18 protein-coding genes are annotated in these 19543 nt (G+C 65.7%); 2 read left to right on the forward strand and 16 right to left on the reverse strand.

Going from position 1 to position 19543, the window contains the following annotated elements; translation table 11 throughout:
- Positions 1 to 20: 20 nt before the first annotated feature.
- Positions 21 to 986, reverse strand: coding sequence for an alpha/beta hydrolase (locus AC1Q7Q_RS34770; RefSeq protein ID WP_492376313.1), 966 nt, complete (start codon positions 984 to 986; stop codon positions 21 to 23).
- A 316-nt stretch (positions 987 to 1302) separates the two neighbouring features.
- Between AC1Q7Q_RS34770 and gbd the strand changes: the two genes are divergently transcribed.
- Both gbd and AC1Q7Q_RS34780 read left to right on the forward strand, forming a co-directional pair.
- Positions 1303 to 2451 carry a 4-hydroxybutyrate dehydrogenase gene (gene gbd, locus AC1Q7Q_RS34775; protein ID WP_492376307.1) on the forward strand — a complete coding sequence of 383 codons (1149 nt, stop codon included), beginning with the start codon at positions 1303 to 1305 and terminating at the stop codon, positions 2449 to 2451.
- A gap of 80 nt (positions 2452 to 2531) precedes the next feature.
- Complete coding sequence (locus AC1Q7Q_RS34780; RefSeq protein WP_043346598.1) at positions 2532 to 3053, forward strand: O-acetyl-ADP-ribose deacetylase; 522 nt, start codon at positions 2532 to 2534, stop codon at positions 3051 to 3053.
- Between the two features lie 97 nt (positions 3054 to 3150).
- Here AC1Q7Q_RS34780 and AC1Q7Q_RS34785 read toward each other — a convergent pair whose 3' ends face one another.
- The 15 genes from AC1Q7Q_RS34785 to AC1Q7Q_RS34855 all read right to left on the reverse strand — a co-directional run bounded on the left by AC1Q7Q_RS34785 (position 3151) and on the right by AC1Q7Q_RS34855 (position 19321).
- Positions 3151 to 3861 (reverse strand): aspartate/glutamate racemase family protein, encoded by a 711-nt coding sequence (locus AC1Q7Q_RS34785; RefSeq protein ID WP_492376308.1) that lies wholly within the window; start codon positions 3859 to 3861, stop codon positions 3151 to 3153.
- 141 nt (positions 3862 to 4002) lie between these two features.
- Positions 4003 to 4923 carry an alpha/beta fold hydrolase gene (locus AC1Q7Q_RS34790; RefSeq protein WP_416048660.1) on the reverse strand — a complete coding sequence of 307 codons (921 nt, stop codon included), beginning with the start codon at positions 4921 to 4923 and terminating at the stop codon, positions 4003 to 4005.
- A gap of 72 nt (positions 4924 to 4995) precedes the next feature.
- Positions 4996 to 5898 carry an SDR family oxidoreductase gene (locus tag AC1Q7Q_RS34795; protein ID WP_492376309.1) on the reverse strand — a complete coding sequence of 301 codons (903 nt, stop codon included), beginning with the start codon at positions 5896 to 5898 and terminating at the stop codon, positions 4996 to 4998.
- Positions 5899 to 5953: 55 nt separating this feature from the next.
- Positions 5954 to 6889 carry a glutathione S-transferase family protein gene (locus AC1Q7Q_RS34800; protein WP_492376310.1) on the reverse strand — a complete coding sequence of 312 codons (936 nt, stop codon included), beginning with the start codon at positions 6887 to 6889 and terminating at the stop codon, positions 5954 to 5956.
- Positions 6890 to 7071: 182 nt separating this feature from the next.
- Complete coding sequence (locus AC1Q7Q_RS34805) at positions 7072 to 7893, reverse strand: SDR family oxidoreductase (RefSeq protein WP_150990339.1); 822 nt, start codon at positions 7891 to 7893, stop codon at positions 7072 to 7074.
- 4 nt (positions 7894 to 7897) lie between these two features.
- Positions 7898 to 8752: a class II aldolase/adducin family protein gene (locus tag AC1Q7Q_RS34810; RefSeq protein ID WP_492376311.1), complete on the reverse strand. Its 855-nt coding sequence runs from the start codon at positions 8750 to 8752 to the stop codon at positions 7898 to 7900.
- A gap of 239 nt (positions 8753 to 8991) precedes the next feature.
- On the reverse strand, positions 8992 to 10002 hold the full coding sequence (locus tag AC1Q7Q_RS34815) for an NADP-dependent oxidoreductase (protein WP_492374578.1): 1011 nt from the start codon (positions 10000 to 10002) through the stop codon (positions 8992 to 8994).
- Positions 10003 to 10099: 97 nt separating this feature from the next.
- The gene (locus tag AC1Q7Q_RS34820) at positions 10100 to 11476 is read right to left on the reverse strand and encodes a serine hydrolase domain-containing protein (protein WP_492374577.1); all 1377 of its coding nucleotides are present in this window, start codon (positions 11474 to 11476) and stop codon (positions 10100 to 10102) included.
- A 94-nt stretch (positions 11477 to 11570) separates the two neighbouring features.
- Positions 11571 to 12014 carry a PaaI family thioesterase gene (locus tag AC1Q7Q_RS34825; RefSeq protein WP_174426385.1) on the reverse strand — a complete coding sequence of 148 codons (444 nt, stop codon included), beginning with the start codon at positions 12012 to 12014 and terminating at the stop codon, positions 11571 to 11573.
- 92 nt (positions 12015 to 12106) lie between these two features.
- Complete coding sequence (locus AC1Q7Q_RS34830; RefSeq protein WP_492374576.1) at positions 12107 to 12889, reverse strand: SDR family oxidoreductase; 783 nt, start codon at positions 12887 to 12889, stop codon at positions 12107 to 12109.
- A 71-nt stretch (positions 12890 to 12960) separates the two neighbouring features.
- Positions 12961 to 14811 (reverse strand): acyl-CoA dehydrogenase, encoded by a 1851-nt coding sequence (locus AC1Q7Q_RS34835; protein ID WP_492374575.1) that lies wholly within the window; start codon positions 14809 to 14811, stop codon positions 12961 to 12963.
- Positions 14812 to 15011: 200 nt separating this feature from the next.
- Positions 15012 to 15191, reverse strand: coding sequence for a hypothetical protein (locus AC1Q7Q_RS34840; RefSeq protein ID WP_492374574.1), 180 nt, complete (start codon positions 15189 to 15191; stop codon positions 15012 to 15014).
- A 14-nt stretch (positions 15192 to 15205) separates the two neighbouring features.
- Positions 15206 to 16384 (reverse strand): acetyl-CoA C-acyltransferase, encoded by a 1179-nt coding sequence (locus tag AC1Q7Q_RS34845; RefSeq protein WP_492374573.1) that lies wholly within the window; start codon positions 16382 to 16384, stop codon positions 15206 to 15208.
- Between the two features lie 128 nt (positions 16385 to 16512).
- Positions 16513 to 17148, reverse strand: coding sequence for a bifunctional nicotinamidase/pyrazinamidase (pncA, locus tag AC1Q7Q_RS34850; RefSeq protein ID WP_492374572.1), 636 nt, complete (start codon positions 17146 to 17148; stop codon positions 16513 to 16515).
- 91 nt (positions 17149 to 17239) lie between these two features.
- On the reverse strand, positions 17240 to 19321 hold the full coding sequence (locus AC1Q7Q_RS34855; protein WP_174426390.1) for a 3-hydroxyacyl-CoA dehydrogenase NAD-binding domain-containing protein: 2082 nt from the start codon (positions 19319 to 19321) through the stop codon (positions 17240 to 17242).
- Positions 19322 to 19543 lie beyond the last annotated feature (222 nt).

The following is a 19543-nucleotide window of genomic DNA, read 5'->3' on the forward strand; positions in this document are numbered from 1 at the left end:
CCCGTGCCGGCAAGTCCCGCTCAGCCGTCGAAGGCAGCGCGCAAGGCGGCGACCGCGTCGCCATGCGCGCCGGCCACCGCCGGGACAAAGCGCCCCAGCTTGAAAAAATCGTGGATCATGCCTTGGTAGTCGGCCAATTGCGCCGGCACGCCCGCGGCGCGCAGCTTGGCCGCGTAGGCCACGCCTTCGTCGTGCAGCGGGTCGTAGCCCGCCACGGCGATCCAGGCCGGGCAGCAACCGCGCACGTCGGCACCCGTGCCACCACCGTCCAGCGGGGCAAAACGCCAGTCGTCGCGGCTGGTTTCGCTGTCCAGGTATTGCGAGAAAAACCACTGGATCATCGGCGCGGTCAGCAGATAGCCCTCGGCCAGCGCGCGATGCGAAGGCGTGTCCTGGCGGGCGCAGGTGCCGGGATAGATCAGCATCTGCAGGACAGGCTCCAGGCCCAGATCCCGCGCGTGCACGGCGCAGGCGCTGGCCAGGGTGCCGCCCGCGCTGTCGCCGCCCAGGGCGATACGGCCGGCATCGGCGCCCAGGCGCGCGGCCTCGGCGAACACCCACGCCATGACATCGAACGCATCGTTCGCCGCATGAGGAAACTTCCACTGCGGGCCAAGCCGGTAGTCCACCGACAGCACCATGCAATCCGCCTGCATGCACAGCAGCCGGCTCAAGGGATCGTGCGAGTTGACGCTGCCCACCGTGAAGCCGCCGCCATGGAAGTACACCAGCAAGGGCAACGGCTCGGCCCAGCTGGCCTCGCGCGGCGCATACAGCCGCACCGGGATGTCGTAGCCATCGCGCGCGGCTACCGTCAGGTTTTCCACGCTGTGCACGGCCAGCGGCGCGATATCCATGATGGGCGCGCTCTTTTCGTAGGCGGTCTTGGCGTCGGCCGGGTCCAGTTCGTGGATGGACGGACGCTTCACGCGCCCGATCAGCTCCAGCAACGCCGCCACCTGCGGGTCCAGCGGCACCGTCGGCATGCCGGGCAAGGCAGGCACAGGCTGGGCGGGCGCAGCGGTGGAATCAGGCGGGACAGCGGACATGGACACTCAGAATCAGTAGCAACGAACCTTCGGCAGCAGCCGAATCCCCAGTGGCGTCAGCGCCGCTGGCGTTCGAATTGTGAACGATCGTTCGATTTTAGTATGATTCCAGATGTTTCTGCAGCAAAGCATATGAAATTTCCCTGGGGCTGGTCAGGGCGGCAGGTTTTGCGCGATCATCGACCATCGTCAGAAAAGCCAGAAGTCAGAAGCCAGAAGAAATAGAAAACCCTCATCGACGGAGACAGCATAGATGGCCTTCATTTATTACCTGACCCACATCCACCTGGATTTCGGCACCATCAGCCAGCTCAAGGCAGAGTGCGAGCGCATCGGCATCCGGCGCCCGCTGGTCGTCACCGACAAAGGCGTGGTTGCCGCCGGTGTGGCCCAGCAGGCCGTCGTGGCCCTGGGCGGCCTGCCGCACGAGATCTTCGACGAAACCCCCTCCAACCCGACCGAAGCCATGGTCAAGAAGGCCGCGGCGCAGTATCGGGATAGCGGCTGCGATGGGCTGATCGCGGTCGGCGGCGGCTCCTCCATCGACCTGGCCAAGGGCATCGCCATCCTCGCCACCCATCCCGGCGAGCTGACCACCTACGCCACCATCGAAGGCGGCAGCGCCAGGATCACCGAGCGCGCCGCGCCGCTGATCGCCGTGCCGACCACCTCGGGCACCGGCAGCGAGGTGGCGCGCGGTGCCATCATCATCCTGGAAGACGGCCGCAAGCTCGGCTTCCACTCGTGGCACCTGTTGCCGAAATCCGCCATCTGTGACCCGGGCCTCACGCTCGGCCTGCCGGCCGGCCTGACCGCCGCCACCGGCATGGATGCCATCGCGCATTGTGTGGAAACCTTCCTGGCGCCAGCCTTCAACCCGCCCGCCGACGGCATCGCCCTGGACGGCCTGGAGCGCGGCTGGAAGCATATCGAACGCGCCACCCGCGACGGCCAGGACCGCGACGCGCGCCTGAACATGATGAGCGCCTCCATGCAGGGCGCCATGGCCTTCCAGAAGGGACTGGGCTGCGTGCACTCGCTATCGCACCCGCTCGGCGGCCTCAAGGTGGACGGCAAGACCGGCCTGCACCACGGCACCCTGAATGCGGTGGTGATGCCAGCGGTGCTGCACTTCAACGCCGACGCGCCCAGCGTGGTGCGCGACAACCGCTACGCCCGCCTGCGCCATGCCATGGGCCTGCCCCAGGACGCCGACCTGGCCCAGGCCGTGCACGACATGACCGCGCGCCTCGGGCTGCCCACTGGTCTGCGCCAGATGGGGGTCACCGAAGACATGTTCGACAAGGTGATCGCCGGCGCACTGGTCGACCATTGCCACAAGACCAACCCGAAAGAGGCCAGCGCCGCGGATTATCGGCGTATGCTGGCGGAATCCATGTAAGTGCCGCGGCGGGCCGGCAGCACAGGTGCGCGGAACAGCCGGGGCGATCCAGCTTTACCACCCAGCACGGAGAAGAGGTCATGACAGGGGAACACCTGCAGGTCTTGCACGGAGACATCACCCGCATGGAAGTCGACGCCATCGTCAATGCCGCCAATAGCGGCTTGCTCGGTGGCGGCGGTGTCGACGGCGCCATCCACGGCGCTGGCGGTCCCGCCATCATGGCCGCCTGTCGCGGCATTCGCGAAACCAAGGGCGGCTGCCCCACCGGCCAGGCGGTGATCACCACCGGTGGCCTGCTGCCCGCGCCTTACGTCATCCACGCGGTCGGCCCGGTCTGGCAAGGGGGCGACCACGGCGAAGACGCCCTCCTTGCCAGCGCCTACCAGGCCAGCATCGCGCTAGCCGCGCAGCACAAGCTGCGCACCATCGCCTTTCCCAATATCAGCACCGGCATCTACGGTTTCCCGCGCGAGCGCGCCGTGGACATTGCCATCGAGGCGGTACGCAAGGCCCTGGTGGCCGCACCCACCATCGAGCAGGTCAGTTTTGTCTGCTTTGATGACGAGAATTACCGGTTGTATCGGCACAGGTTGAGCTAAATGGCTGACGGGAAATCGGCATTCTCCTGCGATTTCCCGTTTTGCTGTCTTCCTCGCTGTCCCTGCCCTCGCTCCGGGAGTTCTTCTCACTCCTGGGCTAATTCGCCACCACCACCCCCTCCAACGCCAGCCCCACCGCGGCCTGCGCATGCAAAGCCGTGGTATCGAACACCGGCCGCGCCACATCATCCTGCCCGATCAGCAGCGCGATCTCGGTGCAGCCCAGAATCACCCCGCCCACGCCCTGCGCCTGCAAGCCGCCGATAATCCGCCGGTACACATCGCGCGAGGCGTCGCGCACGATGCCGTGGCATAGCTCGTCGTAGATGATCCCGTGGACCAGCGCGCGGTCGGCGGCGTCGGGGACCACGACTTCGATGCCGTGCTTGTCCTGCATGCGGCCGCGATAGAAGTCCTGCTCCATGGTGAAGGCCGTGCCAAGCAAGCCCACGCGCCGGATGCCGGCCGCGCGCAATGCTTGCGCGGTGGGATCGACGATATGGAGAAAGGGGATGTCGAGCGCGGCTTCCAGGACAGGGGCCACGCGGTGCATGGTGTTGGTGCAGAGCAGCACGAAATCCGCGCCGGCGGCCTGTACCTGCAGGGCGGCTTGCCGCATGGCTTCGCCGAGTTCGTCCCAGCGTTGCGCGTGCTGCAGTGCCTTGATCTGCTCGAAGCTGACCGTGACCATGACGCTGCGCGCGTTATGGTGGCCGCCGAGACGTTGTTTCATGTCCTGGTTGATCAGGCGATAGTATTCGGCTGAGGATTCCCAGCTCATGCCGCCGATCAGTCCGATCGTCTTCATCTTGACCTTCCTTGCGCACCGGCGCCGTCGAATCAGGTCAATGTAGCAGCAGGCGCCACCCCGCCCCATGCACAGTGCGGCGGTTTCCGACCGGGCCGGCGCAGGCGCGCATGCCTGACGCGGCCTGGCATGCACAACAAATCAGGGCAAAGCGCTCCGGATCAACAGGTTGATGCGCTCCGGCTGCTCGTGGATGACCCAGTGGGTGCCATCCGGAATGCGCTCCAGCCGCATGTCCGGGATGAACTTGTCCAGGCCATCCAGCAGGCTCTTGGGCAGCGCGGTGTCGCGCTCGCCCCAGACCACCAGCGTCGGCACGCGCACGGTGAAGGCGGCGGGATCGAGCCTGGAGATATCGGGAGGCGTCTCGCCAGGGCCCGGCGGATGCATGGGCGACGCGCGGTAATAGTTCACACCGCCGGTCAGCGAGTGAGAGCCGCCGGCGCCGGGCTGCGACCAGGCCGCGTGGTATTTCTCGCGGGTCTCGCCGGTAAACCAGGGCGCGGGCTGCTTGCCCTGCCCATTCAGGAAGCCCTCGAGCTTGGCGAAGCCGTCCGCCGCCAGCGCTTGTTCCGATCCCGGCTCGCGCAGCCAGTTCATATAGGCCGAGGCGGCTTGCTGCTGGGGATCGCTGGTCAGCGCCTTGGCAAACACATAGGGATGCGGCGAATTGATGATGACCAGCCGCTCCACCATCTGCGGAAACTGGATGGCCAGGTTCCAGCAGATTGCCCCGCCCCAGTCGTGCGCCACCACCACGCAATGCGAGTAGCCCAGCGCGTTGATGAACTGGACCAGGTCCTCGACGATGTGGCGGGGACGGTAGGCCTCGACTTCCGCGGGCTTGCTTGAGAGGTTGAAGCCGCGCAGGTCCGGCGCCACCGCGAAGTGGGTCTTGCCGAACTCGGCCAGCTGGGCTTCCCACTCGTACCAGAACTCGGGAAAGCCATGCACGAACAGCACCAGCGGCTTGCCGCGCTCGCCGGCGCTGGCGTAGTGCAGGCGCGTGCCATTGGGCAAGGTGGCGTACTGCAGATGGCGAATGACTGCAGGTTTGGTCATGTATTCCTCCCTTGCCGCAATGGCTGTCTCTGGTGGACTTGCTGCTGGCCGCACCTGGCGGCTCCCCCTCGGTTATCCGCGCAAGGCGGCGATGAGCCCGGCGCGCACTTCCGGCTTGTCGGCGAACGGGTCGCTTGGGTTGCGTTGGCTAATGATATCTTCGAAGCGCTGCCGCACGGGATCCAGTTGCTGCGGATGCGAGTAAATATAGAAGCCGTTGTCGCGGATGGCATCGAAGGTGAGTTGCGCCACTTCAGCGGCCGTGACCTTGCCCGAACTGACCGCTTTGTCCGACATGGCTTGCGACACCAGTTGCGAGCGCGTAGGCGGAGCGTCATTGGCCAGCCCGGCCGGCCGGTTGCGGCCCGATTGCGTGATGCCGGTCGGCACGAAATACGGGCACAGCACCGAGCAGCGCACCTGCTCGCTGACCAGGCTGAGATCCTGGTACAGCGATTCGGACAGGGAAACCACGGCATGCTTGGAGACGTTGTAGACGCCCATCGCGGGCGGGCTGAGCAAGCCGGCCATGGAGGCCGTATTGACGATATGGCCTTCGAACGACGGGTCCTTGGCCGCGGCCGCGAGCATCAGCGGGGTAAAGATGCGCACACCGTGGATCACGCCAAAGAGGTTGACGCCCAGCACCCACTCCCAGTCGCGCTCGGTGTTTTCCCACATCAGGCCGCCCGCGCCCACGCCGGCGTTGTTGAACAGCAGGTTGACCTGGCCAAAGGTGGCGATGGCGGCATCGGCCAGCGCCTGCACCTGCTCGGCCTTGGACACATCCACGCGCACGCCGATCACCTGCACGCCTTGCGCCTTGAATTCCGCCACGGCGCCATCCAGTGCGCCCTCCTGCACGTCGGCCAGCACCAGCTTCATGCCGAGTCCCGCACCCAGCTTGGCGAATTCCTTGCCGAAGCCCGATGCACCACCGGTGATCACTGCCACCTTGCCCTGGAATTGCTTCATGTTGTCTGCCTCTCGTTTGCTGTCGTTGTTATGGGGTTGCCTTGCCGCGCGGGTCTTAGCCCGCGTGCTGCACTTGATAGCCTTGGCGCGGGAAATGCACGTTGACCGCGCCCGCACGCGGGTCCTGGCGGCGCAATGTGGCACGGTGGGCGTCCAGCGCCACCAGCACGCCGGCCACGGGATCGCGCGCGTAATCCGTTGGCGTCACGGTGACCGCGTCGCCCGCTTCGAAGCCGCTGCCGGCAGCCACCCCGCCAGGCAACGCGGCCGGATCGGCGTGCCGTGCCACTTCTAGCGCCGACTCCGCGCTGACCACCCGCACCGTGCCATGGCCAAAGGCCTTCATGCGCGCATACCAGGCTTGCACCGCCGGATACGCATCCAGCAGCTTGGCCAGCTCGCTGGCGCGCTGGATGAACCAGATATTGTGGTACAGCGAAAAATCCGCCACCGACAGCTCGGCCCCGGCCACATGCGCCACGCCCGCCTTGAATTGCTGCTCGAGCCGCCCGAAGGTTTCATGCAGCATGGCGATGGCCTCGGGCAATGGCATGCGCAGCGCATTGGTCTCGCCACGCATGGCCTTGCGATCGGCCGAGAAAGCCTGCATTTGCGCCGGCGTGAGATGGCCCAGCATGCTTTGCGCGCCAGCCGGCTGGAACAGGTAGGTGACGGCGGCGGTAAACAGCGCGGTATCGATCCAGCCAGCGACCAGGCGCGTGGTGGCCGCTTGCGCGGCGGGATAGAGCGGGCGCGCGGGCGCCGCGCTGTCGATCACCTCGCAGATCAACGCGGTGTCGCAATAGATGTCGGCCCCGACCTGCAGGATCGGGGTGCGGCGGTAGCCGCCGGTCAGCGCCACCACGTCCGGCTTTGGCATGATGGGCGGGATTTCCACCGCTTGCCACGCCAGGCCCTTCGCGCCCATCAGCAGGCGGATCTTCTCGGAGAACGGCGACGTTGCATACTGGTGAAGGATAAGGTCTGCCATGGTGTCGGAATCGCTTGTGTTGCCAGTCTGAAGCCAATCTATCGCCAATCTATAGCCAGATTAAACTCAGCCTGAAATTTCTCTTATGCCTGCTGCCGGTGCGTCGGGCGGATGCCGCCACGGGTATCAGCAAGGCGCGTGCCTGCTATTGCTCGATTTCCTCTGTCGCGCTGTCAACCGCACTACCGCCCCGTTTGCTTCAGCGCCTTGAGCGCCATGTTCTCGACCAGGCGCGGCGCCAGCAGCTTAAGCCACAGCCCGAGCCGGCCCTTGCCGGTCATCACCAGTTCGCGCTTGCGCGCGGCCATGGCCGCCAGCATCTGGCGCGCGCATTCCTGCGCGCTCATGGCCCCCTCCTCGCGCAGCCGGCTCTCGCCCAGTGGGCGGCCGTCTGGGCCGAAGCCATTGATGCGCGTATCGGTCGCCACCACGCCGGGGAACACCACGCACACATCCACGCCAGACCCGCGCAGCTCGGCCCGCAGCGCCTCGCAGAATCCCGCCAGTGCGAACTTGCTGGCCGAGTAGGCGGTACGGCCCGGCACGCCGATCTTGCCGGCCAGGCTGGACACCGCCACCATCAGGCCGCCGCGCTCGCGCAGGTGCGGCAGCGCCTCGCGCGTGCACCACATGGCGCCGAAGTAGTTCACGCGCATGACCTGCTCGTAGTAGCTGTAGTCCGATACCTGTTCGAAGTAGCCGTGGGCGGACACGCCGGCATTGTTGACCAGCACGTCGAGCCCGCCATACTGCGCCACCACCGTGGCCACCAGCCGCCGGCAGTCGAACTCGTCGGACACGTCGACGCGCCACACGCCGACGTCGGCGGCCGGGTGCTGGCGGCGGATGCGCTCCGCCAGCGCCTGCAGCATGTCGACACGGCGCGCCGCCAGCGCAAGCCGCGCACCCTGCTGCGCCAGCAGCAGGGCCAGTTCGGCGCCAATGCCGTCGGACGCGCCGGTGATCAGCACGACCTTGCCAGTGAATGGAGCAAAGGCGGCCATGACTTCAATCCAGCAGGTCGGGCTGTTCCTTGACGATGCGGGCGTACAGCGGCTGGAACTGGAACCAGCCCGCCTGCGCGGTGCCGACGATCGAGTACGCCTGGCGCGCCGCGGCGTCGGAGATCACCTTCAGCGGCGCATTGGTGCGCGCGGCGGCGGCCTCGGCCAGCAACTGCACCTGGCATGAGCGCTCCATGGTGATGAACCACCAGGCAGCTTCGTCCACCGTCTTGCCCACTGTCAGCAAGCCATGGTTCTGCAGGATCGCGGCCTTGTTGCTGCCCAGCGCGTTGGCGATGCGCTGGCCTTCGTCCAACTCCACCACCACGCCGCCGAAATCGTCGTAGAGGGCATGATCGTTGTAGAAGGCGCACACGTCCTGCGTCAGCGGGTCGAGCGTGCGGCCCAGCGTGGACCAGGCGCGGCCATAGGTGCTGTGCGAGTGCGCGGCGGCGACCGCGTCTTCACGGGTCTGGTGCACGCGCGAATGGATGGCAAAGGCCGCGGCGTTGACCGGGTAATCACCTTCGACCACGTCGCCATGGTGATCGCAGCGGATCAGGTTGGACACCTTGACCTGGCTGAAATGCACGCCGAACGGGTTGACCCAGAACGTATCCGGAAACTCGGGATCGCGCGCGGTGATGTGGCCGGCCACGCCTTCGTCGAAGCCGAACTTGGAAAACAAACGGAAGGCCGCGGCCAGCCGCTGCTTGCGGTGCAGGCGCTCCTCTGCCGGTGTATCGAACTTCGGCGGGCGCGGCAGTACGCGGTACTTGGCCTTGACCGCTTCGGACAGGCCGGCGGCCATTTCGTCCTGGTCGGCCTGGGGCCTGGTGCTTTCTGCAGGGGCGTTCATGGGGAATCTCCTTGTTCGTAGTTGGTTTGCCCCCCTCTCCCGCGTGCGGGAGGGGTCGGGGGAGAGGGCGGGCGCTCGTTACGCCTGCGTGCCGGACAACACCACGGGCTTCGCTCCAAGTGCCTCCTAGCTAAGCCACCCCTCTCCCCGGCCCTCTCCCCCTGAGGGGAGAGGGAGAGACAGCCGTCGTCATGGCGCGCGGCTCTGGCCCGCTCGGCGGCTTCGGTGCATGCCTCTGGTTAAACCAGCTTGACCAGTTGCTTGCCGAAATTCTTGCCCTTGAGCAGGCCCATGAACGCTTCCGGCGCGCTCGCCAGGCCTTGCGCAATGCTCTCGCGGAACTTGAGCTTGCCTTGCGCCACCGCGGTGCCGAGCTCTTGCAGCGCTTGCGGCCACACGTCCATGTGCTCGGACACGATGAAGCCTTCCACGGTCAGGCGCGACACCAGGATCAGCTGCGGGTTCTTCAGCGGCATCGGCTGGCCATCGTAGCCAGCGATCATGCCGCAGATGGCGATGCGGCCAAAGGCGTTCATGCGGGCCAGCACGGTGTCGAGGATCTCGCCGCCGACGTTCTCGAAGTAGCCATCCACGCCATCCGGGGTGGCTTCCTTGAACATCGTGTACAGCGCCTTGCTGTCCTTGGCCGCCTTGTAGTCAACGCAGGCATCGAAGCCGAGTTCATTGACCACGTAGTCGCACTTGTCCTTGCCGCCGGCAAAGCCGACCACGCGGCAGCCCTGGAGCTTGGCCAGCTGGCCCACCACGCTGCCGACCGCGCCGGAGGCCGCGCTCACCACGATGGTCTTGCCGGCCTTCGGCTGGATGATCTTGTTCAAGCCATACCAGGCCGTGACGCCGGGCATGCCGACCGAGCCGAGGTAGGCCGACAGCGGAATATGGGTGGTATCGACCTTCTGGATGCCGATGCCATTGGTGACGCCCATTTCCTGCCAGCCGAACATGCCGACCACCTTGTCGCCGACTGCGTACTTGGGGTTCTTCGTCGCCACGATCTCGCCAACCGTGCCGCCGATCATCACGTCGCCCAGCGGCTGCGGGGTGGCGTACGACTTGCCCTCGTTCATGCGGCCGCGCATATACGGATCGAGCGACAGGAAATGATTGCGGACCAGCACCTCGCCTTCGCCGATCTCGGGCACAGGCACCTCTTCCAGGCGGAAGTTGTCAGGGGTCACGGCGCCGGTGGGACGCGATGCCAGGACGATGCGCTTGTAGGTGTTCGACATGATGGCTTCCTTACAGTGAAATGGACAAGGACACTCGCCCTTTGCCGTTCGTTGTGGGTCGTTGCCGGCTAGCTGGTCAGCTTGCCGGCTTGTTTGGTTATTTCATCAATGACAGCGCCAGTGCCCGATACGCGCGATGCGTGACGGGGTCGTTGGCGCCGTTGGCCGCGATGGGATGCGAGGCGTAGCGCACGATGGTGAGTTCCGCCTTGGGATCGACGTAAATACGCTGGCCGTGGATGCCACGTGCCTCGAACACGCCGTGGTCGTCGTTCGAGACCCACCACATCGAACGGTAGCTCCAGCCGGGCAAGGTGGCATAGCCAGCCTTGGCAAACTTGGCGGGATCGCCGCCGCGGCGGATGTCCGCCACCACTTCGGCCGGGATAACCTGCTGGCCATTGAAGCGGCCGCCGTTGCGCATGGTCTCGCCAAAGCGGGCCAGGTCGCGCAGCGTGGTATTCAGGCCGCCGCCACCGGACTCGCTGCCGATGCTGTCCACCATGAAGTAGGCATCGTTCTCCGCGCCCATTTTTTGCCAGACGCGCTCGGAAAGCAGCTTGGCCAGCGACTGCCCGGACACGCGCTTGACGATCCAGGCCAGGACTTCGGCATTGACGGTCTTGTAGGCGAAGGCCTGGTCATGCTCGCCTTCCTTCTTCAAGGTGGCCAGGAATTCGTAGAACGTCTTGGGTCCGGCATAGCCGGGCTCGCGCGGCATCATGCCGCCGGCGCGGCTGTAGTCCCAGATCTCGGCCTTGGGCTCGGCATAGTTTTCGGAATACTTGACGCCCACCGTCATGTCCATGACTTCGCGCACAGTCGCATCGCCGTAGGCGGTGCCCGCCATCTCCGGCAGGTAGCGCGTAACGGGCGCGGCGGGATCCAGCTTGCCGTCCGCCACCAGCATGGCAGCCAGCGTGCCGACGAAGGACTTGGTGACCGACATGGCGATGTGCGGCGTATGGTCGTCCAGCGCGCCGAAGTACTTCTCGTAGACGACCCGGCCCTTGTGCATCACCAGGATGCCGTCGGTATAGGTCAGGCCGAGCATGTCGCTGAACGTGCGGCGGGTGCCGTCGGCATCGGTGAACGGCACGCCACCGATATCGCGCTCGGCACGCGGCAGTGCCGAAACCGGGCCGCGCCCGTGCCAGACCGAGGCTGTCGGGACCAGTTCGCGGATATGCGAAAAGCTCCAGCGCGTGCGCGGGAAGCCGTTGCTGGCAGGAGTGAAGCTGATGACCTTGGCGGCTGCGGGAGGAAAGCCCTGCATCCAGCCCGCCGCAACGGGATCGGTGGCGGCCGCGTCCGGGAACACTGGCGCGGCAGGTGCCGCAACCGGCGCGCCGGCCGAAGGAACAGGTGCATTCTGGGCTTGGCCCGGCTGATACATGGCAAGGGCTCCTGCGCCGAAGGCGGCGAGCACGGTCAGTTTCAATCGCCGCGTGGCGGCAATCCGTTCAAACAGCATCTTGTCTCCATTTTTGTTTTACAGCTGCTGCGCGCCGCCGGCTCTGGTGACCCTGCCGGTCTTGTAGCTAATATCCCCTCTCTGCCCCGCGGCCTCAGCCGTCCGCGCCGGTATCCGAAGCGCCGCTTGCCGCCCGCTGCGGCGGCACGCGCTTGACGAACTTGAACGTGCCCGACCCGCGCGACACGGTCTTGCCATCGGCGTCGACGATCTCCGCCTCGCAAAAGGCCATGGTGCTGGTACGGTGCACGCACTGGCCGCGCGCGATGAGCTTGCCGCGGCCAGGCGCCATGAAACTGGTCTTCATCTCGATGGTGACCACCCCGCGGCCATCGGGATCGGCGGCGCGACCGGCGATGGCCATGGCCACGTCGAGCAGCGTCATCAGCACGCCGCCATGGGCCATATCCCAGCTGTTCTGGTGACGCGTTTCCAGCGCCAGTTCGATCTCGCTGCCCTCCTTGTCCATGCGGGTGCATTGCACGCCGAGATCGGCAAGGAAGGGAATCTTGAGGGGAAATCCGTTGGTTTTAGTCATAGTTGCTAGTGTGGCGAAGACGGTACGGCTGGCCGGCTGGCGAGGCGAAAAAGCCCCGCCCTGCATGAGCCAACCGCATTGGAGCATGGACTTTATACCGCGCTCACGCCGCCATCCACCGCCAGCACCTGGCCGGTGATGTGCTTGCCGGCGGCGCTGGCGAACAGCAGCGCCGCGCCCTTCAGGTCTTCGTCGTCGCCCAGCCGGTGCAGCGGCACCGACGCGCACATGGCATCCACCCCAAGGCGGTCCAGCGAGCCCTGCGTCATCTTGGAGGGGAAGAAGCCCGGCGCCAGCGCGTTCACCGTGATGTTGTGCTCGCCCCACTCGGCCGCCAGCGTGCGGGTAAAGTTCACCACCGCGCCCTTGGAGGTGTTGTAGGCAATGGTTTCCATCGATCCCGGCGGGTTGCCCGCCAGGCCGGCGATGGAGGCCACGTTGATGATGCGGCCATAGCGGCGCGGAATCATCGACAGCTTGCCGATGCGCTGCGACAGCAGGAACACGCCGCGGATATTCAGGTTCATCACCTTGTCCCAGGCTTCCACCGGGTGATCTTCGGCAGGCGCGCCCCAGGTGGCGCCGGCATTGTTGACCAGGATGTCGATATGGCCCAGCTTGGCCAGTGCCTCGTCGGCCAGGCGCACGATATCCGCATCGCGCGCGCCGTCGGCGGCGATCCACTCGGCATCGATGCCAAGCGCCTTGAGGTGGGCTTGCGCCGCTTGCAGCTCATCGGCCTTGCGCGCCGACAGCACGATGCGCGCGCCCTGCTCGCCAAGCGCTTCGGCAATCTGCAGGCCAAGCCCGCGCGAGCCGCCGGTGATCAGTGCCGTCTTGCCCTTCAGGTCGAACAATTGCTGGATGGTGTTCATGGTGTCTCCCGATTTGGTTTGGCGCGCGCGCAGATCGATGCGCGCGCTCGTTCATCTTGCTTGGATGCCGCTCAGAACCAGGCGTCCTGCATGTCCAGCGTGGTGCGGTCCAGCGAGGCCAGCAGGTCTAGCTGCGGGCCCACCTTGGGCAACTCCCAGCGGAAGAAGTACGCCGCCGCCGCCAGCTTGCCGCGATAGAAGTCCTGGTCCTCCTGGCCCTTGGCTCCCGCCAGTGCGGCCTGCGCCACCAGTTCCTGCTCCAGCCACGTCCACGACAGCACGACATGGCCGAAGGCTTCCAGGTAGACCGAGGCGTTGGCCAGCGTCACCGTGGCGTCGCCCGCCGCCCACAACGCCTGCGTGACTTGCGCCACGCGCTTGACGGCGGCGCCCAGCGCCTTGGCGTGACTGCCCAGCGCGGCATCGCCGCTGGCCAGGGCGCGGCCGATGGTGGCCTGGATCTCTTCGCCCAGCACCTTGAAGGCCGCGCCGTCCTTCATCACCACCTTGCGGCCCAGCAGGTCCAGGCCCTGGATGCCGTGCGTGCCTTCGTGGATCGGGTTAAGGCGGTTGTCGCGGTAGAACTGCTCGACGTTGTACTCGCGGGTGTAGCCGTAGCCTCCGTGCACCTGGATGGCCAGGTTGTTGGCTTCCAGGCACCACTGCGACGGCCAGCTCTTGGCGATCGGCGTGAGGATATCGAGCAGCAGTGCCAGGCGTTCATGCTCGGCACCCTGCGCAGCACGCTCCTGGTCCACCAGTTGCGCGCAATACAGGTTGAGCGCCAGCCCGCCTTCCACATAGCTCTTCTGCGCCAGCAACATGCGGCGGATATCCGCGTGCTCCACCAGCCGCACCTGCGGGCTGGCCGGATCCTTGCCGCCGGGGCCGATCGGGCGGCCTTGCGGGCGGGTGCGCGCGTAATCGACCGAATGCAGGTAGCCGGTATAGCCCAGCATGACCGCGCCCAGGCCCACGCCGATGCGGGCCTCGTTCATCATATGGAACATGCAGGCCAGGCCCTTGTGGGCCTCGCCCACCAGGTAACCAATGGCCCCCGCCTTGCCGCCCGGTTTGTACTTCATGCCTTCGCCGAAGTTCAGCAGGCAGTTGGTGGTGCCGCGATAGCCCATCTTGTGGTTCAGGCCGGCCAGCACCACGTCGTTGTGCTCGCCCAGGCTGCCGTCGGCGTTGACCAGGTATTTCGGCACGATGAACAACGAGATGCCCTTCACGCCCGGGATCAGCTTGCCGTCCGGGCCGGGGATCTTGGCCAGCACGAGGTGGACGATATTGTCGGAGAGCTCATGCTCGCCGGCAGAAATCCACATCTTGTTGCCGCGCAGGCGGTATTGCTGGCCGAGCGGCGATTCGCCCTCGTAGTCGGCGCGCGTGGTGATGTCCGACAGCGACGAGCCCGCCTGCGGCTCGGACAGGCACATGGTGCCGAAGAAGCGGCCTTCCATCTCCGGCTTGACGAAGGTCTCCACCTGCGCCGGCGTGCCGTGCGTGAGCAGCAGGTTGGCGTTGCCGATGGTCAGGAAGGGATAGGAGCTGGTGCCGACGTTGGCGCCCTTGAAGTAGGCAAAGCCGGCCTTCTCCACCACCACGGGCAGTTGCATGCCGCCGATGTCGTAGTCCTGCCCGGCGGCCATCAGGCCGGCCTCGCAGAAGGCCTTTAGCGCGGTCTTGACCTCGGGGATGATGCTGACGGTCTCACCGTCGAAATGCGGCTCTTGCTGGTCGTTCTTCTTGTTATGTGGCGCGAACAGGTCGGCGGCGATCTTCTCGCAGGTATCGAGCGCGGCGTCGAAGGTCTCGCGGGAATGGTCGGCGTAGCGCGGAATACGGGTCAGCCCCTCGACCTTGAGCCATTCGTACAGCACGAAGTTCAGGTCACGGCGGGAAAGGATCAGCGACATGGCAGGAAACGGCTCCCAGACTGAAAGGGAAAATCAAAGATGCGCGACCCGTCGGCGGCGGCATCAACTGCAAGCCTCGCGGCGGGGATCATCGCTGTCTCCACAACGGCGCGCTCTCATGGCGCACCGCAAATTCTGTATCTCTAAACGGCGCGGGGAAAGAAAAAGGCGCTCGCGCGCCCGTCTCTTTCCCGCCGTGCCTAGCTGCCTTCGCCCAGGCGGGCGATCAGCGTGTCGCCGATCGCCGGGCGCAGGTAGTTGATCTTGTACTCGGAGGTCACCACCGGCGCGTCCAGCTCGGCGCCGACCAGCACCGGGAAGGGCTGGCTGGCCTGCACCTCCCGGCCACGGTCCAGCATCGGGTCGGCTGAATCGCGCACGGTACCGTGCCGCCTCAGAAGACTTCGAACAGGCCGGCAGCACCCTGGCCGCCGCCGATGCACATGGTCACCACCACGTACTTCGCGCCACGGCGCTTGCCTTCGATCAGCGCATGGCCGACCAGGCGGGCGCCCGACACACCATAGGGATGGCCCACCGCGATGGCGCCGCCATTGACGTTCAGGCGGTCCATGGGGATGCCCAGGGTGTCGGCGCAGTACAGCACCTGCACGGCGAAGGCTTCGTTGAGCTCCCACAGGCCGATGTCGGCAACCGTCAGGCCGGCCTTCTTCAGCAGCTTGGGCACCGCGAACACCGGGCCGATGCCCATTTCGTCAGGCTCGCAGCCGGCCACGGCAAAGCCGCGGAACGCGCCCAGCGGCTGCAGGCCGCGGGCCTCGGCCACCTTCGAATCCATGACCACGACCGCCGAAGCACCGTCGGAGAACTGCGATGCATTGCCTGCCGAGACCACGCCGCCGGGCATGGCGGTGCGGATCTTCGACACGGCTTCCAGCGTGGTATCGCCGCGGATGCCTTCGTCGGCCGAGACCGTGACTTCCTTGGTCATCAGCTGACCGGTCGCCTTGTCGGCCACGCCCGCGAGCACCGTGATCGGCACGATTTCGTCGTTGAACTTGCCGGCTTCCAGGGCCGCGAACGCGCGCTGCTGGCTGCGCACGCCGTACTCGTCCTGGCGCTCGCGCGAGATGTTGTAGCGCTTGGCCACGTTCTCGGCGGTTTGCAGCATGTTCCAGTAGATTTCCGGCTTGTTCTTGGTTAGCCAGCTTTCCTGGATCATGTGGCGGTTCATTTCCTGCTGCACGCAGGAGATGCTCTCCACGCCACCGGCCACGAAGATGTCGCCTTCATCGGCAATCACGCGTTGCGCGGCCATAGCGATGGTTTGCAGGCCGGACGAGCAGAAACGGTTCACGGTGGCGCCGGGCACGGTAACCGGGCAGCCCGCGCGCAGCGCGATCTGGCGCGCGATATTGGCGCCAGTGGCCCCTTCCGGGTTGGCACAGCCCATCAGCACGTCTTCCACTTCGCCGGCGTCGATCTTGGCGCGCGCAATGGCGTGCTGGACCGCATGGCCGCCCAGGGTCGCGCCGTGGGTCATGTTGAAAGCACCCTTCCAGCTTTTGGCCAGGCCGGTACGTGCGGTGGAAACGATGACTGCCTCTTTCATGTCTTGCTCCTCGGTATCTCTGGTATCTGGTGACCTGCGGCGTGCGTTCACGTCCGGCAGTGTCATGCAATATGTCGTTGGCTGGGTTCAGCCGCGTCAGCTCGGGTTGGCTTGGCGATTCTTCGGTTTCAGGACAGCAGCGCGGCCGCTTGCACGCGTCGCACGCCTGCGGCTTCCAGGTCTTGCCACGCACGCGCCAGCGACCCGTCGAGGTCGATGGCGCGGCAGGCATCCTCGACCACGACGGCCTCGAACCCCGCCGCGCGGGCATCCAGCGCGCTCCAGGCAACGCAGTAATCCGTTGCCAGTCCCACGCAAAACACCCGGCGCACGCCACGCTCGCGCAGATAGCCCGCGAGCCCCGTCGGGGTGGCGCGGTCGGCCTCCATGAAGGCCGAGTAGCTATCCACCTCGCGGTGATGGCCCTTGCGGATCACCATCTGCGCGTGCTGCACTTCCAGCCCGGCATGCAGCGCCGCGCCGTAGGTGCCCTGCACGCAATGCGTGGGCCACAGGACTTGCTGGCCATAGGGCAACGCCACGGTCTGGAACGGCTGCGTGCCGGCATGGTTGGCGGCAAACGAAACGTGATCGGCGGGATGCCAGTCCTGGGTCAGCACCACTCGCGCAAACGCCGTCGCGAGGCGGTTGATCACGGGGACGACTTCATTGCCATGCGCCACGGCAAGCGCGCCGCCCGGCATGAAGTCGTTCTGCACGTCGATGACCAGCAGGCAATCTTCGGGGCCGTATTGCTTGGCCATGCCGCTACTCCTCGCTTGGTGACCGGTTTGCGATCAGTGATGAGAACCCCGCGCGGCCTGACTGCGCCGCGCGAAATCGCCTTGGCTATGCTTAGCCGTTGAAGCCCTTGCCTTCGCCAGCCAACTTGACCAGCAGCGGGGCTGCTTGCCAGGCTTCGCCGTGGTAGCCCTTGGCATAACGCGCCATCGACTGCGCCACATTGAACAGGCCAACCTGGTCCGCGTACAGCATCGGGCCACCGCGGAACAGCGGGAAACCGTAGCCGGTCAGGTAGACCATGTCGATATCCGAGGCCTTGGAGGCAATGCCTTCTTCCAGTATCTTGGCGCCTTCGTTGACCAGCGCGAACACCAGGCGCTCGACGATTTCCTCATCGGAGATCTTGCGGCGGGTGATGCCCAGGTCCTTGGAATGCTGCACGATCATGTCGTTGACCTGCTGGTTCGGGTACGGCTTGCGGTCGCCCGCCTTGTAGTCGTACCAACCCGCGCCGGTCTTCTGGCCATAGCGACCCAGTTCGCACAGCAGGTCGGCGGTCTTGGAGTACTGGATTTCCGGCTTGTCGATCGCGCGGCGCTTGCGGATCGCCCAGCCGATGTCGTTGCCGGCCAGGTCGCCCATGCGGAACGGGCCCATGGCAAAGCCGAACTTCTCGATGGCCTTGTCCACCTGCTCCGGCAGCGCGCCTTCGTCCAGCAGGTAGCCAGCCTGGCGGCTGTACTGCTCGATCATGCGGTTGCCGATAAAGCCGTCGCACACGCCCGATACCACGGCGGTCTTCTTGATCTTCTTGGCGACCTGCATGACGGTTGCCAGCACGTCCTTGCCCGTCTTTTCGCCGCGCACCACTTCCAGCAGCTTCATCACGTTGGCCGGGCTGAAGAAGTGCATGCCGACCACGTCTTGCGGACGTTTGGTGAAGGAGGCGATCTTGTTGACGTCCAGCGTGGAGGTGTTCGAAGCCAGGATCGCGCCCTGCTTCATCACTTCATCCAGCTTCTTGAAGACGATCTCCTTGACGCCCATTTCCTCGAACACGGCCTCGATGACCATGTCCGCGTCCTTGATCTCGTCATAGGACAGCGTGGTGGTCAGCAGGCCCATGCGCTGCTCGACCTTCTCTTGCGTGAGCTTGCCCTTCTTGGCGCTGTTTTCGTAATTCTTGCGGATCGTGGCCACGCCGCGGTCCAGCGCTTCCTGCTTGGTTTCCAGCATGATCACCGGCACGCCGGCGTTCAGGAAGTTCATGGTGATGCCGCCGCCCATGGTGCCGGCGCCGATCACGGCGACCTTCTCGATCTTGCGGGTTGCGGTGCCTTCCGGCACGTCAGGAATCTTGCTGGCGGCGCGTTCGCCAAAGAAGGCGTGACGCAGCGCGCGCGATTCCGGCGTGGTGATCAGGTACATGAAGCCCTCGCGCTCGGCCTTCAGGCCAGCTTCGAACGGCTTGAGCGAGGCGGCCACGGCATCCACGCACTTCAGCGGCGCCGGGAAGTTCTTGGCAACGGCTGCCACGGTATTGCGCGAGAAAGCGATAAAGCCTTCCGCGTTCTCGTGCTTGACCTTCAGGTCGCGCACCTTGGGATACGGGCCGGGGTTGGCCGCCGCCGTCTTGGCAAACGCCACGGCTGCGGGCAGCACGTCACCGTCGACGATCTCGTCGAACAGCTTGGTGCCGGCGAATTTTTCGCTGGGGATGGCGTTGCCCGACACGATCATGTTCAGGGCGGCTTCCAGGCCGATCACGCGCGGCAGGCGCTGCGTGCCGCCAGCGCCGGGCAGCAGGCCCAGCTTCACTTCCGGCAGGGCGATCTGCGCGCCCTTCGAAGCCACACGGTAGTTACAGCCCAGCGCCAGTTCCAGGCCACCGCCCATGGCGACGGAATGGATCGCCGCCACGACGGGCTTGCTAGATCCTTCCACGACCTTGATCACCGAGTGCAGCGTCGGCTCCTGGGTGGCCTTGGGCGTATTGAATTCACGGATGTCGGCGCCGCCCGAGAAGGCTTTGCCGGCGCCGGTAATGACGATGGCCTTGACGGCCGCATCGTCCAGCGCACGGGTCATGCCTTCGACGATGCCAAGCCGGGTGCTGAGACCCAGGCCATTGACGGGGGGATTGTCGAGCGTGATGACGGCGACGCCGTCCTGAACCTGATACTGCGCTGTCATGCTGGTTCCTTTGGTAACTAGAACTAGAAGGTGTCTCGGGATTCGAATTCTCGAATTATGTTTTTCCGCGGGGCCCAAAACCACCGCCCGGCCACCGGGGAAGCACTGTGCTTGCCCCCCTCGGCCCGTGCCCACCCTATCGCGAGCGGATCAAGCATACACAAAATAGCACGGTCGTTCAATTTCATTTTGGGGCTTCGCTGGCACCACCATGCGCCTCAT

The organism is Cupriavidus sp. GW823-FHT07A04 (assembly GCF_058794615.1).

What these genes read in the sequence shown, in the direction of transcription:
- AC1Q7Q_RS34835 (WP_492374575.1), bottom strand. Translation starts at nt 14,811, where the DNA reads ATGTCGCTGATCCTTTCCCGCCGTGACCTGAACTTCGTGCTGTACGAA.
- AC1Q7Q_RS34830 (WP_492374576.1), bottom strand. Translation starts at nt 12,889, where the DNA reads ATGAACACCATCCAGCAATTGTTCGACCTGAAGGGCAAGACGGCACTG.
- pncA (WP_492374572.1), bottom strand. Translation starts at nt 17,148, where the DNA reads ATGGCCAAGCAATACGGCCCCGAAGATTGCCTGCTGGTCATCGACGTG.
- AC1Q7Q_RS34785 (WP_492376308.1), bottom strand. Translation starts at nt 3,861, where the DNA reads ATGAAGACGATCGGACTGATCGGCGGCATGAGCTGGGAATCCTCAGCC.
- AC1Q7Q_RS34810 (WP_492376311.1), bottom strand. Translation starts at nt 8,752, where the DNA reads ATGAACGCCCCTGCAGAAAGCACCAGGCCCCAGGCCGACCAGGACGAA.
- AC1Q7Q_RS34845 (WP_492374573.1), bottom strand. Translation starts at nt 16,384, where the DNA reads ATGAAAGAGGCAGTCATCGTTTCCACCGCACGTACCGGCCTGGCCAAA.
- AC1Q7Q_RS34770 (WP_492376313.1), bottom strand. Translation starts at nt 986, where the DNA reads ATGCCGACGGTGCCGCTGGACCCGCAGGTGGCGGCGTTGCTGGAGCTG.
- AC1Q7Q_RS34790 (WP_416048660.1), bottom strand. Translation starts at nt 4,923, where the DNA reads ATGACCAAACCTGCAGTCATTCGCCATCTGCAGTACGCCACCTTGCCC.
- AC1Q7Q_RS34820 (WP_492374577.1), bottom strand. Translation starts at nt 11,476, where the DNA reads ATGCTGTTTGAACGGATTGCCGCCACGCGGCGATTGAAACTGACCGTG.
- AC1Q7Q_RS34815 (WP_492374578.1), bottom strand. Translation starts at nt 10,002, where the DNA reads ATGTCGAACACCTACAAGCGCATCGTCCTGGCATCGCGTCCCACCGGC.
- AC1Q7Q_RS34855 (WP_174426390.1), bottom strand. Translation starts at nt 19,321, where the DNA reads ATGACAGCGCAGTATCAGGTTCAGGACGGCGTCGCCGTCATCACGCTC.
- gbd (WP_492376307.1), top strand. Translation starts at nt 1,303, where the DNA reads ATGGCCTTCATTTATTACCTGACCCACATCCACCTGGATTTCGGCACC.
- AC1Q7Q_RS34805 (WP_150990339.1), bottom strand. Translation starts at nt 7,893, where the DNA reads ATGGCCGCCTTTGCTCCATTCACTGGCAAGGTCGTGCTGATCACCGGC.
- AC1Q7Q_RS34780 (WP_043346598.1), top strand. Translation starts at nt 2,532, where the DNA reads ATGACAGGGGAACACCTGCAGGTCTTGCACGGAGACATCACCCGCATG.
- AC1Q7Q_RS34825 (WP_174426385.1), bottom strand. Translation starts at nt 12,014, where the DNA reads ATGACTAAAACCAACGGATTTCCCCTCAAGATTCCCTTCCTTGCCGAT.
- AC1Q7Q_RS34795 (WP_492376309.1), bottom strand. Translation starts at nt 5,898, where the DNA reads ATGAAGCAATTCCAGGGCAAGGTGGCAGTGATCACCGGTGGTGCATCG.
- AC1Q7Q_RS34800 (WP_492376310.1), bottom strand. Translation starts at nt 6,889, where the DNA reads ATGGCAGACCTTATCCTTCACCAGTATGCAACGTCGCCGTTCTCCGAG.